Source organism: Kitasatospora sp. YST-16 (assembly GCF_026802215.1).
Classification (GTDB): domain Bacteria; phylum Actinomycetota; class Actinomycetes; order Streptomycetales; family Streptomycetaceae; genus Kitasatospora; species Kitasatospora cineracea.
In genome coordinates this window covers 5,272,635-5,288,950 of record NZ_CP113837.1, presented here as the reverse complement: position 1 = coordinate 5,288,950, position 16,316 = coordinate 5,272,635, and the positions used below count along the sequence as shown (strand labels likewise).

Here is a 16,316-nt window from a genome sequence, read left to right as displayed (position 1 = left end):
GTGGTGCTGCCGCGCTCAGATCTCGCCGCGCAGCTTGGCCAGCGCCTCGGCGAGGATCGCCTCGCCGTCGGCGTCGGTGCGGCGCTCGCGGACGTAGGCGAGGTGGGTCTTGTAGGGCTCGTTGCGGGCCGGGGCGGGCGGGTTGTGCTCGTCCTGGCCGGCCGGGAAGCCGCAGCGCGGGCAGTCCCAGGTGTCCGGGATGGCCGCCTCGGCGGCGAAACTGGGGCGCGTCTCGTGCTTGTTGGCGCACCAGAAGGAGATGCGGTTGCGCGGGGCGGATTCACCGCGCTCCGCCTCGCCCATCGGGCCGGCGCCGACTCGGCTGCCTCGGATCGCGTTGCCACTTGCCACGGTCTGACTCCCTGCGTGCTGGTGCCGTCCGGCCGCGGCTGGGCGGACGGTGGCGAAGTCGTCCTAGTGTAAGCGCGAGTTAAGCCGGCGCCACCATCGCCCGGCGACTTCCTGTCAGTTGTTCTTGAGCAGCAACCCGAGCACCACGATGCAGGCGAACCACGCGATCCCGAGGATCACGGTGATGCGGTCGAGGTTGCGCTCGGCCACCGCGGAGCCGCCACCGGTCGAGGCCGCGCCACCGCCGAACATGTCGGACAGGCCGCCGCCCTTGCCCTTGTGAAGCAGCACCATCAGGATCATCAGCACGCTCAGGATGATCAGAGCAATCTCGAACCCGAGAACCACGACGGGACCAACTCTCTCGAATCTTCGGCGAAGGGGCCGGGCCCGCTCCACGCGGTCCGGCCCCAAAGCCTACGTTGCTGCGGCGGCGTTAGCCTACTGCCTGCTCACGGTAGCGCACGATCTTGACGAACTCGTCGGCGTCCAGGGAGGCTCCGCCGATCAGGCCGCCGTCGACGTCGGGCTTGGCCATCAGGCCGGCCGCCGACGAGGACTTCACCGAACCGCCGTACAGGACACGGACCTTGTCGGCCAGCTCGGCCCCGTACAGCTCGGCGAGCCGGGCCCGGATCGCGCCGCAGACCTCCTGCGCGTCCTCGGGGGTGGCCACCTCGCCGGTGCCGATCGCCCAGACCGGCTCGTACGCGACGACGATGCTCTCGGCGTCCGAGGCCGGGACGCCGTCGAGGGCGCCGTCGAGCTGGGCCAGGGTGTACGCGACGTGGGTGCCGGCCTTGCGGATCTCCAGCGGCTCGCCGATGCACAGGATCGGGGTGATCCCGTTGCGGTAGGCGGCCTTCACCTTGGCGTTGACGATCTCCTCGTTCTCGCCGTGGTACTGGCGGCGCTCGGAGTGGCCGATCACCGCGTAGGCGACCTTCAGCTTCGCCAGCATCGGGCCGGACACCTCGCCGGTGTAGGCCCCGCCGTCGTGCTGCGAGATGTCCTGCGAGCCGTACTTGAGCTTCAGCTTGTCGCCGTCGACCAGGGTCTGCACGGAGCGCAGGTCGGTGAACGGGACCAGGACGGCGACCTCGACGGCCGCGTAGTCCTTGTCGGCCAGCGAGAACGCCAGCTTCTGGGTGTGCTGGATGGCCTCGAGGTGGTCGAGGTTCATCTTCCAGTTGCCCGCCATCAGCGGGAGACGCTCAGTCATGATCCTTCTCAGTCCTCCAGGGCGGCGAGACCGGGGAGGGTCTTGCCCTCCAGGTACTCGAGGCTCGCGCCACCGCCGGTCGAGATGTGTCCGAACTCCGTCTCGTCGAAGCCCAGGGTGCGCACCGCCGCCGCCGAGTCGCCGCCGCCGACCACGGTGAACGCGTCCGAGTCGAGCAGCGCCTGGGCGACCGCGCGGGTGCCGTCGGCGAACGCCGGGTGCTCGAAGACGCCCATCGGGCCGTTCCAGAACACGGTCTTCGCGTCGGCGATCTTCTCCGCGAACAGCTGCGCGGTCTTCGGGCCGATGTCCAGGCCGAGCGCGCCGTCCGGGATCGCGTCCACGTCGACGACCGCGTAGTCCTCGACCGGGGCGCCGCCCTTGACGTCCGGGAAGCTGCCCGAGACCGCGGTGTCGACCGGGATCACGAACTCCACGCCCTGCTCGGCGCCGCGCTTCAGGTAGTCCTGGACGACCGGGATCTGGTCCTCCTGGAGCAGCGAGGCGCCGACGCCGTGGCCCTGGGCCGCGATGAAGGTGTACATCATGCCGCCGCCGATCAGGATCCGGTCGGCCTTGCCGAGCAGGTTCTCGATCACGCCGACCTTGTCGGAGACCTTGGAGCCGCCGAGCACCACCACGTACGGGCGGGCCACGTCCTCGGTGAGGCGCTTGAGGACGCCCACCTCGGTGGCGATCAGGTCGCCGACCGCGTGCGGCAGCCGGGCCGGGAGGTCGTAGACGGAGGCGTGCTTGCGGTGCACCGCGCCGAAGCCGTCGCCGACGTACACGTCCGCCAGGGTGGCCAGGGCGTCGGCGAACGCGCCGCGCTCGGCGTCGTCCTTGGACGTCTCGCCGGCGTTGAAGCGCAGGTTCTCCAGCAGCGTGACCTCGCCGTCGCCGAGGGCGGCGACGGTGGCCTTCGCGCTGTCCCCGACGGTGTCGGTGGCGAACGCCACCGGCCGGCCGAGGATCTCGCCGAGGCGGACGGCCACCGGCGCGAGGGAGAACTTCGGGTCCGGCTCGCCCTTGGGACGGCCCAGGTGGGAGGCGACGACGACGCGGGCGCCGCGCTCGACGAGCTTGGCGATGGTCGGCGCGACGGCGCGGATCCGGCCGTCGTCGGTGATGGTGTCACCGGACAGCGGCACGTTGAGGTCGGCGCGGACGAACACCCGCTTGCCGGAGACCTCCAGGTCTTCGATCGTCTTCACGGTCTTGCTCCTCAGGGGGTGGAACGGTGCGCAGACGGCGACACGACGGCGGGCCACCGGTATCGAGGGGTAGGACGGACGGGGGCGGGCGCAGCGGCAGGGCCCGGTCGGCGGTGACAGCCGTCCGGGCCCTGCCCCTCACGTCACGTCAGCTACCGCTGGGATCAGAGCTGGTCGCCGACGAGCGAGACCAGGTTGACCAGGCGGTTCGAGTAGCCGAACTCGTTGTCGTACCAGCCGAGCACCTTGACCTGGTTGCCCTGCACCATGGTCAGCTGCGAGTCGAAGATGCAGGAGTGCGGGTCGTTCACGATGTCCGAGGAGACGATCGGGTCCTCGGTGTACGCCAGGTAGCCCTTGAGCGGGCCCTCCTGCGCGGCCTTCTGGAAGGCGGCGTTGACCTCGTCCTTGGTGACCTCGCGCTCGAGGGTGACCACCAGGTCGGTGATGGAGCCGGTCGGGACGGGGACGCGCAGCGAGGTGCCGTCCAGCTTGCCCTTGAGCTCCGGCAGGACCAGGGCGGTGGCCTTGGCGGCACCGGTCGAGGTCGGGATGATGTTCTGCGAGGCGGCGCGGGCGCGACGCAGGTCCTTGTGCGGGAAGTCCAGGGTGACCTGGTCGTTGGTGAAGGCGTGCACGGTGGTCATCAGGCCCTTGACGATGCCGAAGTTCTCGTGCAGGACCTTCGCCATCGGCGCCACGCAGTTGGTGGTGCAGGAGGCGTTCGAGATGATGTCGTGCGCCGCCGCGTCGTACTTGTCCTCGTTGACGCCCAGGACGATGGTGATGTCCTCGTCGCTGGCAGGCGCCGAGATGATGACCTTCTTGGCACCGGCGGTGATGTGCTTCTTCGCAGCATCGGCCTTGGTGAAGATGCCGGTGGACTCGACGACGATGTCGGCGCCCAGGGCGGCCCAGGGAAGGTTGGCGGGGTCGCGCTCGGCGGTGACCTTGAAGGTGTGACCGTCGACGGTGATGCTGTCCTCGGTGTGCGAGACCTCGCCGGGGAAGGTACCGAGAGTGGTGTCGTACTTGAGCAGGTGAGCCAGCGTCTTGGTGTCGGTCAGGTCGTTGACACCGACGATCTCGATGTCAGCGCCCTGGGACTTGACCGCACGGAAGAAGTTGCGGCCGATGCGGCCGAACCCGTTGATGCCTACCCGGATCGTCACGAACCGATCTCCTCTTAGGTACGCCGGGCCGGAGCCCGACGGGGGTGAAATTTGGGTTGTCCCCGACCACTGCTGACCCTACCTCCCCCAAGTGTTGCAAGGCACATCGCCTCACCGGTTGGGACGGGGCGGCCCGGGTGCGCGGAAGGGGCGCGCGGAGCGGGTGCGGCGGCTGCCGCGGCCTGCTCCGCGCGCCCCTCGGTGCGCGGTCGGACGGTTGACTTCCCGTCAGTCCCGTCAGTTCAGGGCCATCTCCTCGGTCAGGTTGGCCTCGGTGTTCGGCAGGCCGAGCTCGGCGGCCCGCTTGTCGGCCATCGCCAGCAGCCGGCGGATCCGCCCGGCCACCGCGTCCTTGGTCAGCGGCGGGTCGGCGAGCGCGCCGAGCTCCTCCAGCGAGGCCTGCTTGTGCTGCATGCGCAGCGCGCCGGCCGCGGCCAGGTGCTCGGGCACCTCCTCGCCGAGGATCTCCAGGGCGCGCTGCACCCGGGCGCCGGCGGCGACCGCGGCGCGGGCCGAGCGGCGCAGGTTGGCGTCGTCGAAGTTGGCCAGCCGGTTGGCGGTGGCCCGCACCTCGCGGCGCATCCGGCGCTCCTCCCAGGCCAGCACCGACTCGTGCGCGCCGAGGCGGGTGAGCAGCGCGCCGATCGCGTCGCCGTCGCGGATCACCACCCGGTCGACGCCGCGCACCTCGCGGGCCTTGGCCGGGATGCCGAGCCGGCGGGCCGCGCCGACCAGGGCGAGCGCCGCCTCGGAGCCGGGGCAGGTGATCTCCAGGGAGGAGGAGCGCCCGGGCTCGGTCAGCGAGCCGTGGGCGAGGAACGCGCCGCGCCAGGCCGCCTCCGCGTCGCAGGTCGCGCCGGAGACCACCGCCGGGGGCAGGCCCCGGATCGGCCGTCCGCGTCCGTCCACCAGCCCGGTCTGCCGGGCCAGCAGCTCGCCGTCCTTCACCACCCGCACCACGTACCGGCTGCCGCGTCGCAGCCCGCCGGGGGCCATCACCACCAGATCCGAGGAGTGTCCGAAGATCTCCAGGAGGTCCTTGCGCAGCCGCCGGGCCGCAATGCCGGTGTCCAGCTCCGCCTCGATCACGATGCGGCCGCTCACAATGTGCAGTCCGCCCGCAAAACGCAGGATCGCCGAGACCTCCGCCTTGCGGCAGCAGGCACGGGTGACGGGAAGCCGGGAGATCTCGTCTTTCACCGCTGCCGTCATCGCCATGGGCCGATCCTTCCATGAGTCCGGAAAATCCGGTCGTACGCCGCGGCCAAGAGCTCCGCGTCGTGTCGCGGCGTCCCGTCGTCGCGGGCCACCGAGTCGAGCACCAGTGCGGCGCCCATCCGCTCGGCGGCCTGTTCCAGGCCGGCCAGGTCGGCCAGGCCGAAGGCGCCGCCGCTGACCGCGCGCTCGTCCACCAGGATCGCATCGACCGCCAGGCCGGGGGCGTGGTCGGCGATCACCTCCAGGTGGCGCTGCGGGGTGAAGCCCTCGGTCTCGCCGGGCTGCGGGGCCAGGTTGAGGGTCAGCAGGCGGCGGGCCCGGGTCTCGGTGAGCGCCTTGGCGAGCTCGGGGACCAGCAGGTGCGGCAGCACGCTGGTGAACCAGGAGCCGGGGCCGAGCACCACCCAGTCCGCCTCCAGGACGGCCTGCACGGCCTCCGGGACGGCGGGCGGCTCGTCCGGGAGCAGCCGGATCGACTGCACGGTGCCGGGCGTGACGGCCACCGACGCCTGGCCGCGCACCGCGGTCACCTCGGCGGGGCGCAGCGGGTCGTGGCCGCGCACCAGGGCCTCGATGTCGAGCGGGACGGCGGACATCGGCAGCACCCGGCCCTGCACGTTCAGCAGCCGGCCGACCCAGTTCAGCGCCTCCACCGGGTCGCCGAGCTTCTCCCACAGCGCGACGATCAGCAGGTTGCCGACCGCGTGGCCGCCGAGCTCGCCGGTGCCGGCGAAGCGCTGCTGGATCACCTCGGACCAGGTGCGGCCCCACTCGTCGTCGCCGCACAGCGCGGCCAGCGCCTTGCGCAGGTCGCCGGGCGGCAGCACGCCGAGCTCGGCGCGCAGCCGGCCGCTGGAGCCGCCGTCGTCGGCGACGGTGACCACGGCGGTCAGCTCGGTGGTCAGCCGGCGCAGCGCGGACAGCGAGGCGGACAGGCCCTGGCCGCCGCCCAGCGCGGCGATCTTCGGCACGCCGGGCCGCGGTGACTGGACGGCCCGCTCGGCAGGTCTGGTCCGGAGCTGCAGCCGCGCTGGCACGTATCCCGTCACGCCGACCCCATGTTCCTGTCTCGTGCTCGGCCGGGGCGGCGGTACGGGGGTTTCCCGGCCGCTTACTCCCGGCCCATGTCCCGGTGGACCAGCACCGTTTCGACGCCGTCCGCGATCAGACGCTTCGTCAGCTGCTCGGACATCGCCACGCTGCGGTGCTTGCCTCCGGTGCAGCCTACGGCAAGCGTCATGTAGCGCTTCCCCTCGCGGCGGTAGCCCTCGGTGATGATCCGCAGCAGCTCGGTGTAGCCGTCCACGAACTGCTGCGCCCCGGGCTGCTGGAACACGTACTCTGCCACGTCCGGGTCGGTTCCGGTACGGGCCCGCAGCTCGGGCACCCAGTGCGGGTTGGGCAGGAAGCGGCAGTCCACGACCAGGTCGGCGTCGACCGGCAGGCCGTACTTGAAGCCGAAGGACATCACGGTGGCGCGCAGCTCCGGCTCGTCCTGGCCGGCGAACTGGGCGTCCATCTTGGCGCGCAGCTGGTGCACGTTGAGGTTGGAGGTGTCGACCACCAGGTCGGCCTCGCCGCGCAGCTCGCGCAGCAGCTCGCGCTCCTGGGCGATGCCGTCGACGATCCGGCCGTCGGCCTGCAGCGGGTGCGGGCGGCGGACCGACTCGAAGCGGCGGACCAGGGCGTCGTCGGAGGAGTCGAGGAAGACGACGCGCAGCCGGACGCCGCGCTTCTCCAGCTCCTCCAGCGAGGTCAGCAGGTCGTCGAAGAAGGTGCGGCCGCGGACGTCGACCACGACGCCGATCCGCGGCACCGCGCCCTGCGAGCGGGCGCCGAGGTCGACCATGGTGGGGATCAGCGCGGGAGGCAGGTTGTCGACCACGAACCAGCCGAGGTCCTCCAGGCACTTGGCGGCGGTGGAGCGGCCCGCCCCGGACATCCCCGAGATGATCACCAGCTCGGGGGTGGTCTCCCCCCCGTTGGACACTGTCACGTCTCTTCCCCGCTTCTCGGTACTGCTGTGGCCGTGCTGTCTTCGATGATCTCGCCGGTCGCGGTGTTGACCGCGAATGCGGCAGGTGTACGGGAGGCCAAGGCTGCGGCAACAGTCTCGGCGGTGCGGCGCCCGACCCCGGGCACTTCGCACAGTTCGTCGACGGTCGCCGCGCGCAGTTTCTTCAGCGAACCGAAGTGCTTGAGCAGGGCCCGGCGGCGAGTCTCGCCCAGCCCGGGGACGGAGTCCAGCTCCCCCGCCGTGAGCCGCTTGGCGCGCTTGGCCCGCTGGTAGGTGATGGCGAAGCGGTGCGCCTCGTCGCGCACCCGCTGCAGCAGGTAGAGGCCCTCGCTGGAGCGCGGCAGCACCACCGGGTCGTCCTGGCCGGGCAGCCAGACCTCCTCCAGCCGCTTGGCCAGCCCGCACACCGCGACGTCGTCGATGCCCAGCCCGTCCAGCGCCCGGACGGCGGCGGCGACCTGCGGCTGCCCGCCGTCGACCACCAGCAGCTGCGGCGGGTAGGCGAAGCGCTTGGGGCGGCCGTTCTCGTCGGTCAGCGCCTCCTCGCCCTCGGCGGGCTCCTGCTCCGGCACCGCCCACTCGCCGGTCTGCTCGCGCTCCTGGAGGTAGCGGCGGAACCGGCGGGTGATCACCTCGTGCATCGAGCGGACGTCGTCCTGGCCCTCGAAGGTCCTGATCTGGAAGCGCCGGTACTCGCTCTTGCGGGCCAGGCCGTCCTCGAACACCACCATGGAGGCCACCACGTCCTCGCCCTGGAGGTGCGAGATGTCGAAGCACTCGATGCGCAGCGGCACCGAGTCCAGCTCCAGGGCGTCGGCGATCTCCTGGAGGGCCCGGCTGCGGGTGGTGAGGTCGGAGGCGCGCTTGGTCTTGTGCAGGGCCAGCGCCTGCTGGGCGTTGCGCTGGACCGTCTCCATCAGGTCCTTCTTGTCGCCGCGCTGGGGCACGCGCAGGTCGACCTGGGCGCCGCGCAGGGCGGACAGCCACTCGTGCACGGCCTCCCCGGGCAGTGCGGGCACCAGCACCTCGCGCGGGACCTGCTCGCTGCCCTCGCCGTAGAGCTGCTGGAGGGCGTGCTCGACCAGGCCGGCGGTGTCCACATCCTCGACCTTGTCGGTGACCCAGCCGCGCTGGCCGCGGACCCGGCCGCCGCGGACGTGGAAGATCTGCACGGCCGCCTCGAGTTCGTCCTCGGCGACGGCCAGCAGGTCGGCGTCGGTGCCGTCGCCCAGGACGACCGCGTTCTTCTCCATCGCGCGCTTCAGCGCGCCCAGGTCGTCGCGCAGCCGGGCGGCCTTCTCGTACTCCATCTCGGCGGCGGCCTGCTGCATCTGCTGTTCGAGCCGGCGCAGGTAGTTGCCCGTCCGGCCAGCCATGAAGTCGCAGAACTCCTCGGCGAGTTCGCGGTGCTCCTCGGCGGACACCCGGCCCACGCAGGGCGCCGCGCACTTGCCGATGTACCCCAACAGGCAGGGGCGGCCGACCTGTTGGGCCCGCTTGAAGACGCCGTTGGAGCAGGTGCGGACCGGGAAGACCCGGAGCATCAGGTCGACCGTCTCGCGGATCGCCCAGGCGTGCCCGTACGGGCCGAAGTAGCGCACGCCCTTCTTGTGCGCCCCGCGCATCACCTGGACCCGGGGGTACTCCTCGTTGAGGGTGACCGCCAGCTCCGGATAGCTCTTGTCGTCCCGGTACTTGACGTTGAACCGCGGGTCGAACTCCTTGATCCAGGAGTACTCCAGCTGCAGCGCCTCGACCTCGGTGGAGACCACCGTCCACTCCACGGACGCCGCGGTGGTCACCATCGTCGCGGTGCGCGGGTGCAGGTGCGCCACGTCCTGGAAGTACGAGGAGAGCCGCTGGCGCAGGCTCTTCGCCTTCCCCACGTAGATGACCCGGCCGTGCGCGTCGCGGAACTTGTACACCCCGGGCGAGAGCGGGATCGCCCCCGGTGCGGGGCGGTAGGTGGACGGGTCAGCCATGCCCCTACCGTACCGACTGGCGCCGACACTCCGCGGCGCCCGCCGCGGTTCGTCAGCTCTTGGTGACCTGGAGGTTCCCGTTCTGCACCGCCACCTGGTAGGCGGGCAGCGGCTTCGGCGCCGGGCCGTCCTGGACGGCGCCGTCGGCGATGCCGAACCGGCTGCCGTGGCACAGGCACTGGATCTGCTCCTTGACCACGCCGTTGACCAGGCATCCGGCGTGCGTGCACTTCGCGCTGAACGCCTTGTACTCCCCCGCCGTCGGCTGCGTCACCACGACGCCCTGCTCCCGGTAGACCTTCCCGCCGCCGACCGGGACGTCCGCGGCGGCGCCGAGGTCGACCGGGCCGGTCGTCGACTTCGCCTCGTCCTTGCCTCCACCGGAGGAGGAGCACCCGGCGGCCGTGGCACCGGCCAGCGCGACGGCCGCGCAGCACAGGACGGTACGGCGGGAGGCGGTGGGCTCGGGCATCGGGACTCCTCGGTGCGGGGAAGGGCGCCAGCAACCCAGCAACGTAGCACGCACCGACGGGTCCGCCCGGGGAGCGGCGGGCGCTCCCGGGCGGACCCGGTGGACGGCGGGCTACTTCTTGCGGCGCTTCGCCGCGGGCGCCGCGTCCGAGACGCCCGGCAGGATGTCGCGCAGGAACTTGCCGGTGTGGCTGGCGGTGGTGGCCGCGACCTCCTCCGGGGTGCCCTCGACGACCACGCTGCCGCCGCCGGAGCCGCCCTCGGGACCCATGTCGACCAGCCAGTCGGCGGTCTTGATGACGTCGAGGTTGTGCTCGATGACGATGACGGTGTTGCCCTTGTCGACCAGCCCCTCCAGGACCTTGATCAGCTTGCTGATGTCCTCGAAGTGCAGGCCGGTGGTGGGCTCGTCCAGGACGTAGACCGTCCGCCCGGTGGAGCGCTTCTGCAGCTCGGCGGAGAGCTTGACGCGCTGGGCCTCGCCGCCGGAGAGCGTGGTGGCGGGCTGGCCGAGCCGGACGTAGCCGAGGCCGACCTCCTTGAGCGTCTTCAGGTGCCGGGCGATCGCGGGGACGGCCTCGAAGAAGTCGAGCGCCTCCTCGATCGGCATGTTCAGCACCTCGGCGATGGACTTGCCCTTGTAGTGGACCTCCAGCGTCTCCCGGTTGTAGCGGTCGCCGTGGCAGACCTCGCAGGGGACGTAGACGTCCGGCAGGAAGTTCATCTCGATCTTGATGGTGCCGTCGCCGGAGCAGTTCTCGCAGCGGCCGCCCTTGACGTTGAACGAGAACCGGCCGGGCAGGTAGCCGCGGACCTTGGCCTCCTGGGTCTCCGCGAACAGCTTGCGCACGTGGTCGAAGACGCCGGTGTAGGTGGCCGGGTTGGAGCGCGGGGTGCGGCCGATCGGCGACTGGTCGACGTGCACCACCTTGTCGACCAGGTCGGTGCCGGTGATCCGGGTGTGCCGGCCGGGGACGCTGCGGGCGCCGTTCAGCTCGCGGGCCAGGTGCGCGTACAGGATGTCGTTGACCAGCGTGGACTTGCCGGAACCGGAGACGCCGGTGACGGCCGTGAAGGTGCCCAGCGGGAAGGCGACCGTGACGTCCTTGAGGTTGTGCTCGCGGGCGCCGTGCACCACCAGTTGGCGCTTCTTGTCCCGCGGGCGGCGGGCCGCCGGGATCGGGATGGCGCGCTTGCCGGACAGGTACTGGCCGGTCAGCGACTCCTCGTTGGCCAGCAGCTCCTTCAGCGAGCCGGAGTGCACCACCTTGCCGCCGTGCTCGCCGGCGCCGGGGCCGATGTCGACGATCCAGTCGGCGGTCTTGATGGTGTCCTCGTCGTGCTCGACGACGATCAGCGTGTTGCCGATGTCGCGCAGCCGGACCAGGGTCTCGATCAGGCGGTGGTTGTCGCGCTGGTGCAGGCCGATGGACGGCTCGTCCAGCACGTAGAGCACGCCGACCAGGCCGGAGCCGATCTGGGTGGCGAGCCGGATCCGCTGGGCCTCGCCGCCGGAGAGCGTGCCGGCGGCGCGGTTGAGCGAGAGGTAGTCGAGGCCGACGTCGACCAGGAAGCGCAGCCGCTCCAGCACCTCCTTGAGCACCCGCTCGGCGATCTGCTTGTCCCGCCGGTCCAGCCGCAGTTCGCCGAGGAAGTCCGCGCAGTCGCTGATCGACATCGCGGAGACCTCGGCGATCGAGCGGTCCATCACCGTGACGGCGAGGACCACCGGCTTGAGCCGGGTGCCCTTGCAGGTCGGGCAGGGCACCTCGCGCATGTAGCCCTCGAAGCGCTCGCGGCCCGCGTCGCTCTCCGACTCGGAGTGCCGGCGCGTCACGAACGGGACGACGCCCTCGAAGGCGGTGGTGTACGAGCGGTCGCGCCCGTAGCGGTTGCGGTAGCGGACCTCGACCTGGGTCTTGTGGCCGTACAGCAGCGCCTTCTTCGCCCGGACCGGCAGGCCGGCCCACGGGATGTCGGTGCGGAAGCCGAGCTCGCCGGCCAGCGCGTTGACCAGCCGCTGGAAGTACTCCTTGGTGGCGCCCTGCGACCAGGGGTGGATGGCGCCCTCGTCGAGCGACTTCTCCTCGTCGGGGACGAGCAGCTCCGGGTCGACCTCCATCCGGTTGCCCAGGCCCGAGCAGTCCGGGCAGGCGCCGAACGGGGAGTTGAAGGAGAAGGAGCGCGGCTCCAGCTCCTCGAAGGAGGCGTCGTCGTACGGGCAGTAGAGGTGCTCCGAGAACATCTTCTCGCGCTCGGGGTCGTCCTCCGCCAGGTCGACGAAGTCGAGCACCACCATGCCGCCGGCCAGCTTGAGGGCGGTCTCCACCGAGTCGGTGAGCCGGCGCTTGGCGCTCGACTTCACGGTGAGGCGGTCGATGACCACCTCGATCGTGTGCTTCTCCTGCTTCTTCAGCACCGGCGGCTCGGTCAGCTGGACGGTCTGCCCGTCCACCCGGGCCCGGGCGTAGCCCTTGGACTGCAGGTCGGCGAAGAGGTCGACGAACTCGCCCTTGCGCTCCCGGACCACCGGGCTGAGCACCTGGAACCGGGTGCCCTCGGGCAGCTCCAGCACCTTGTCGACGATGGCCTGCGGCGACTGCCGGGCGATCGGGCGGCCGCAGTGCGGGCAGTGCGGCTTGCCGATCCGGGCGAACAGCAGGCGCAGGTAGTCGTACACCTCGGTGATGGTGCCGACGGTGGAGCGCGGGTTGCGGTTGGTGGACTTCTGGTCGATCGAGACGGCCGGGGAGAGGCCCTCGATGAAGTCCACGTCCGGCTTGTCCATCTGGCCGAGGAACTGCCGGGCGTACGAGGAGAGCGACTCGACGTAGCGCCGCTGGCCCTCCGCGAAGATCGTGTCGAAGGCGAGGGAGGACTTGCCGGACCCGGAGAGGCCCGTGAAGACGATGAGGGAGTCCCGGGGCAGGTCGAGCGAGACGTTCTTGAGGTTGTGCTCGCGTGCACCACGGACGACGAGGCGGTCTGCCACTGCTACTGGCGCCTTTCTCCGGGTCGAAGGGAGGAGGGAGTTGAGCTTCTTCAGTGCTTCTTCCAGGATGCGCCCGCCAGCGTACTGGCTCATTCGTTCGAATCTGAGCCTGTCCAGCCGGAGCCACCCGGACGGGTGAACGGCACCCGCGCTCGACGGTAGCGTCAACGACTGACAACCGACTCGGGCAACGCCCGGGCCCGGGTCGCACCGCCGTGCCCCGTCCCACCCGACCGTCGAAAGGCACCGCCCCGATGAGCGACGCCACCGCCGCAGCCACCGCAGCCGCCGAGCAGCTGCGGGCCACCGCGGAGAGCACCGAACTGCTGCTGCACACCCTCGCCGAGCTGGAGCCCGCGCAGCTGCCCGAGCCGTCCGGACTGCCCGGCTGGACCCGCGGGCACGTGCTGACCCACATCGCCCGCAACGCGGACTCGCTGGTCAACCTCCTCACCAGCGCCCGCACCGGCGAGAACATTCCGCAGTACCCGAGCCCGGAGGCCCGGGACGCCGACATCGAGGCCGGCGCCGGGCGCCCGCTGGCCGAGCAGGTCGCCGACGTCCGGGCCAGCCAGCAGCGCTTCCAGGACGCCGCCGCCCTGCTGGCGCCCGAGCACTGGACCGTCCCGCTCACCCACCGCTCCGGCTACGTCTTCCCGGCCTGGCAGCTGCCGGTGAAGCGGCTCGCCGAGCTGGAGTACCACCACGTCGACCTGAACGCCGGCTACACCCCGGCGCACTGGCCGGAGCCGTTCGCGGTCGCCGAGTTCCGGCGGCTGGGCGCGCACTTCGGCGAGCTGCCGGGCCTGCCCGCCGTGCTGCTGGTCGCCGAGGACGCCGGGCTGGAGGCCCGGCTCGGGGACGACGGCGACGGCGGCGGCGGCAGGCCCGGGCTGGTCGCGGAGGGCCCGGTGCGGGCGCTCACCGGCTGGCTGTCCGGCCGCTCGAACGGGGACGGCCTGCAGGTCCACCGCGGTGACGAGGGCCTGGTCGACCCCCGCACGGCGCTGCCCGAGCTCCCCCCGATGGGATGATGGGGCCGGTTGACGGGAGAACCCCCAGCGGCGAACGAGGAGCGGCGTGATGACGTACCACGGAGCGGTGAAGGTCGGCGGGGCGCCGGACGTCCGGGAGCTGGCCCACCTGATCGTCACCAAGGTGGCGGTCGGCCCGCACGACAACAACGCCTACCTGCTGCGCTGCCGGGCCACCGACGAGCAGCTGCTGATCGACGCCGCCGCCGACGCCCCGGTGCTGCTGGAGACCGTCGGCCCCCGGCTGGCCGCGGTGGTCACCACCCACCGGCACCGCGACCACTGGGGCGCGCTGGCCGAGGTGGTGGCCGTCACCGGGGCCCGCACCATGGCCGGGCGGATCGACGCGGAGGGCATCGACGTGCCCACCGACCTCCCGCTGGAGGACGGCTCGGTGCTCCGGTTCGGGCAGATCGAGCTGACCGTCCGCCACCTGGTGGGCCACACCCCGGGCGCGATCGTGCTGGTCTACGACGACCCGCAGGGCCACCCGCACCTGTTCACCGGCGACTGCCTGTTCCCCGGCGGGGTGGGCAACACCTGGGGCGACCCGGCCGCCTTCGACTCGCTCCTCCGGGACGTCACCGAGAAGATCTTCGACCGGCTCCCGGACGAGACCTGGGTCTACCCCGGCCACGGCGACGACACCACGCTGGGCGCCGAGCGCCCGCACCTGCCGGAGTGGCGCGAGCGCGGCTGGTGAGCCGCACGCCCGAGGGCCCCCGCCGACTCCGGCGGGGGCCCTCGGGCGCGGGCGGGATCAGGCGTCGATCCGCTCCGGCTCCGCGGCCTCCTCGGCCGCCTGCTTCTTGGCGGCGACCAGGCTGGTGACGGTGGTGACCGCCAGGGTCAGCACGATGAAGGCCAGCGAGACCGGGATGCTGATCTCCGGCACGTGCACGCCGCTCTCGTGCAGCGCGTGCAGCACCAGCTTGACGCCGATGAAGCCGAGGATCACCGACAGGCCGTAGGAGAGGTGGACCAGCTTCTTCAGCAGGCCGCCGATCAGGAAGTACAGCTGGCGCAGGCCCATCAGCGCGAAGGCGTTGGCGGTGAAGACGATGTACGGGTCCTGGGTGAGGCCGAAGATGGCCGGGATCGAGTCCAGCGCGAACAGCACGTCGGTGGTGCCGATGGCCAGCATCACGATCAGCATCGGGGTGACCAGCCGGCGGCCGTTCTCCCGGACGAAGAGCTTGGTGCCGCGGTAGTCGCCGGTGGCCGGGACGCGCCGCTGGACCGACTTGAGCAGGCGGTTCTCCTCGAACTCCTCCTCTTCCTCGTCGGCCCGGGCCTCCTTGATCAGCTTCCAGGCCGTCCAGACCAGGAAGGCGCCGAAGAAGTAGAACACCCAGGAGAACTCGGAGACCAGCGCCGCACCACCGGCGATGAAGACCGCCCGCAGCACCAGGGCGATGATCACGCCGAACATCAGCACCCGCTGCTGGTAGATCCTCGGCACCGCGAACTTGCCCATGATCAGGATGAACACGAACAGGTTGTCGACGCTGAGCGACTTCTCGGTGATGTAGCCGGCGAAGAACTCACCGGCCGGCTTCCCGCCGCCGTGCCACCAGAGGAAGCCGCCGAACAGCGCGGCCAGCGCCACCCAGACCGCCGTCCAGATGCCGGCCTCCTTGACGGAGACCTCGTGCGGCTTGCGGCCGCCGATGAAGAAGTCGGCCACGATCAGGGCGATCAGCACCGCGATGGTGCCGGCCCACAGGCCTGCGGATACGTCCATGTCTGCTCCTCCGGCAGATAGGCGAACACTCGTCACTGCCGGAGGTCTCTTCCGCCGCGCGGCCCGCACCCGGCGGGCACCGCACGGCCAGCGCCCCGGGACGCCGCGATGGGCGCCCGTGATGACGGGGTCGCTGAACGGGGAATACTCCCCTCCGCTCCCAGAAGGTTAACAGGAAGCCCAAGGGAAGGTAAAGAAGGTAAAGAACCCCCTCGGTCGGACGGTCGAATGATCAGGCGTCAGGTCCCGGAACGCGGATCACGGGTCCCGGATCCCGGATCAGAGGAAGGGCTCGATGAAGGGCAGCATGTCCCGGAAGGTGCGGCCGCTGGCGGGGGCGCCGATCGCGGTCATCTTCCAGCCGCCCTCGCCGTCCCGCTCGACCTTGGCCATGATCTGCCCGGTGTGCGGCCCGCCGCCGGTCAGCTCGTAGCGGGCCAGCTCCTTGCCGGTGGTCTCGTCGACCAGCCGGCAGTGGGCGTTCTGGACCTCCATGAAGTTCTGGCCGGTGTACGAGCTGACGGTGAAGACGATCTGGGTGACCCGGCGGGGCACCTTGGTCAGGTCGACCATGATGCTCTCGTCGTCGCCGCCCGCCCCGGCCCCGCCGACCAGGTTGTCGCCGGTGTGCCGGACCGAGCCCTCGTTGCTGACCAGGTGGGAGAAGAACACCACGTCGCTCATCACCTTGCCGTCGTACAGCAGGGCGGACGCGTCGAGGTCGATCTCCTTGGGGCGGCGGCTGAAGAAGCCGCGCTTGCCGGGGGCGGACTTCCATCCGAGGCCCATCCGGACCACGGACAGAGTCTCGCCGGTGGACTTCAACAGGCTCACGCTCTGGCCCTTGGCCAGGTTCACGGACACGCTGCCGACCTCTGCTTCCTCCGGGCCCCGCCCGG

The 16,316-nt window shown here is 71.2% G+C and carries 15 protein-coding genes; 2 read left to right on the top strand and 13 right to left on the bottom strand.

All coding sequences use genetic code 11. The annotated features are described in order from the left end of the window. Positions 1-15 precede the first annotated feature (15 nt). From OU787_RS23980 to uvrA, 11 genes are all read right to left on the bottom strand, one after another. Entirely contained in the window at positions 16-303 is a 288-nt protein-coding gene (locus OU787_RS23980; protein ID WP_014138616.1) for an RNA polymerase-binding protein RbpA, read from the bottom strand. A 162-nt stretch (positions 304-465) separates the two neighbouring features. Next, positions 466-699, bottom strand: a complete 234-nt coding sequence (secG, locus tag OU787_RS23975; RefSeq protein ID WP_030459653.1) for a preprotein translocase subunit SecG — start codon at positions 697-699, stop codon at positions 466-468. An 88-nt stretch (positions 700-787) separates the two neighbouring features. Continuing rightward, entirely contained in the window at positions 788-1,573 is a 786-nt protein-coding gene (tpiA, locus tag OU787_RS23970) for a triose-phosphate isomerase (protein WP_030459654.1), read from the bottom strand. A gap of 8 nt (positions 1,574-1,581) precedes the next feature. Then, positions 1,582-2,787 carry a phosphoglycerate kinase gene (locus OU787_RS23965; protein ID WP_030459655.1) on the bottom strand — a complete coding sequence of 402 codons (1,206 nt, stop codon included), beginning with the start codon at positions 2,785-2,787 and terminating at the stop codon, positions 1,582-1,584. Positions 2,788-2,951: 164 nt separating this feature from the next. Next, positions 2,952-3,959 carry a type I glyceraldehyde-3-phosphate dehydrogenase gene (gap, locus tag OU787_RS23960; RefSeq protein ID WP_014138612.1) on the bottom strand — a complete coding sequence of 336 codons (1,008 nt, stop codon included), beginning with the start codon at positions 3,957-3,959 and terminating at the stop codon, positions 2,952-2,954. Between the two features lie 237 nt (positions 3,960-4,196). Next, positions 4,197-5,177, bottom strand: coding sequence for a DNA-binding protein WhiA (whiA, locus tag OU787_RS23955; RefSeq protein ID WP_014138611.1), 981 nt, complete (start codon positions 5,175-5,177; stop codon positions 4,197-4,199). Further along, complete coding sequence (locus tag OU787_RS23950) at positions 5,168-6,202, bottom strand: gluconeogenesis factor YvcK family protein (protein ID WP_030459656.1); 1,035 nt, start codon at positions 6,200-6,202, stop codon at positions 5,168-5,170. Before OU787_RS23950 ends, whiA begins: the two co-directional genes overlap by 10 nt. 86 nt (positions 6,203-6,288) lie before the next feature. Further along, the gene (gene rapZ / locus OU787_RS23945) at positions 6,289-7,167 is read right to left on the bottom strand and encodes an RNase adapter RapZ (protein ID WP_030459657.1); all 879 of its coding nucleotides are present in this window, start codon (positions 7,165-7,167) and stop codon (positions 6,289-6,291) included. A gap of 2 nt (positions 7,168-7,169) precedes the next feature. After that, complete coding sequence (gene uvrC / locus OU787_RS23940) at positions 7,170-9,176, bottom strand: excinuclease ABC subunit UvrC (protein WP_030459658.1); 2,007 nt, start codon at positions 9,174-9,176, stop codon at positions 7,170-7,172. Between the two features lie 52 nt (positions 9,177-9,228). Then, entirely contained in the window at positions 9,229-9,648 is a 420-nt protein-coding gene (locus OU787_RS23935) for a Rieske (2Fe-2S) protein (RefSeq protein WP_030459659.1), read from the bottom strand. A gap of 111 nt (positions 9,649-9,759) precedes the next feature. Then, the gene (uvrA, locus tag OU787_RS23930) at positions 9,760-12,639 is read right to left on the bottom strand and encodes an excinuclease ABC subunit UvrA (RefSeq protein ID WP_030459660.1); all 2,880 of its coding nucleotides are present in this window, start codon (positions 12,637-12,639) and stop codon (positions 9,760-9,762) included. Positions 12,640-12,893: 254 nt separating this feature from the next. On the opposite strand from uvrA, the gene OU787_RS23925 reads away from it, so the two are divergent. Both OU787_RS23925 and OU787_RS23920 read left to right on the top strand, forming a co-directional pair. Beyond that, complete coding sequence (locus OU787_RS23925; RefSeq protein WP_268660484.1) at positions 12,894-13,673, top strand: maleylpyruvate isomerase family mycothiol-dependent enzyme; 780 nt, start codon at positions 12,894-12,896, stop codon at positions 13,671-13,673. Between the two features lie 49 nt (positions 13,674-13,722). Further along, on the top strand, positions 13,723-14,376 hold the full coding sequence (locus OU787_RS23920) for an MBL fold metallo-hydrolase (protein ID WP_030459662.1): 654 nt from the start codon (positions 13,723-13,725) through the stop codon (positions 14,374-14,376). Positions 14,377-14,433: 57 nt separating this feature from the next. On the opposite strand, the gene OU787_RS23915 is transcribed toward OU787_RS23920, so the two are convergent. Both OU787_RS23915 and OU787_RS23910 read right to left on the bottom strand, forming a co-directional pair. After that, entirely contained in the window at positions 14,434-15,417 is a 984-nt protein-coding gene (locus OU787_RS23915; protein WP_030459663.1) for a TerC family protein, read from the bottom strand. A 279-nt stretch (positions 15,418-15,696) separates the two neighbouring features. Beyond that, the gene (locus OU787_RS23910) at positions 15,697-16,281 is read right to left on the bottom strand and encodes a TerD family protein (RefSeq protein ID WP_030459664.1); all 585 of its coding nucleotides are present in this window, start codon (positions 16,279-16,281) and stop codon (positions 15,697-15,699) included. Between the last annotated feature and the right edge of the window lie 35 nt (positions 16,282-16,316).

What these genes read in the sequence shown, in the direction of transcription:
- OU787_RS23980 (WP_014138616.1), bottom strand. Translation starts at nt 303, where the DNA reads ATGGGCGAGGCGGAGCGCGGTGAATCCGCCCCGCGCAACCGCATCTCC.
- tpiA (WP_030459654.1), bottom strand. Translation starts at nt 1,573, where the DNA reads ATGACTGAGCGTCTCCCGCTGATGGCGGGCAACTGGAAGATGAACCTC.
- whiA (WP_014138611.1), bottom strand. Translation starts at nt 5,177, where the DNA reads ATGGCGATGACGGCAGCGGTGAAAGACGAGATCTCCCGGCTTCCCGTC.
- uvrC (WP_030459658.1), bottom strand. Translation starts at nt 9,176, where the DNA reads ATGGCTGACCCGTCCACCTACCGCCCCGCACCGGGGGCGATCCCGCTC.
- OU787_RS23935 (WP_030459659.1), bottom strand. Translation starts at nt 9,648, where the DNA reads ATGCCCGAGCCCACCGCCTCCCGCCGTACCGTCCTGTGCTGCGCGGCC.
- OU787_RS23925 (WP_268660484.1), top strand. Translation starts at nt 12,894, where the DNA reads ATGAGCGACGCCACCGCCGCAGCCACCGCAGCCGCCGAGCAGCTGCGG.
- OU787_RS23920 (WP_030459662.1), top strand. Translation starts at nt 13,723, where the DNA reads ATGACGTACCACGGAGCGGTGAAGGTCGGCGGGGCGCCGGACGTCCGG.
- OU787_RS23915 (WP_030459663.1), bottom strand. Translation starts at nt 15,417, where the DNA reads ATGGACGTATCCGCAGGCCTGTGGGCCGGCACCATCGCGGTGCTGATC.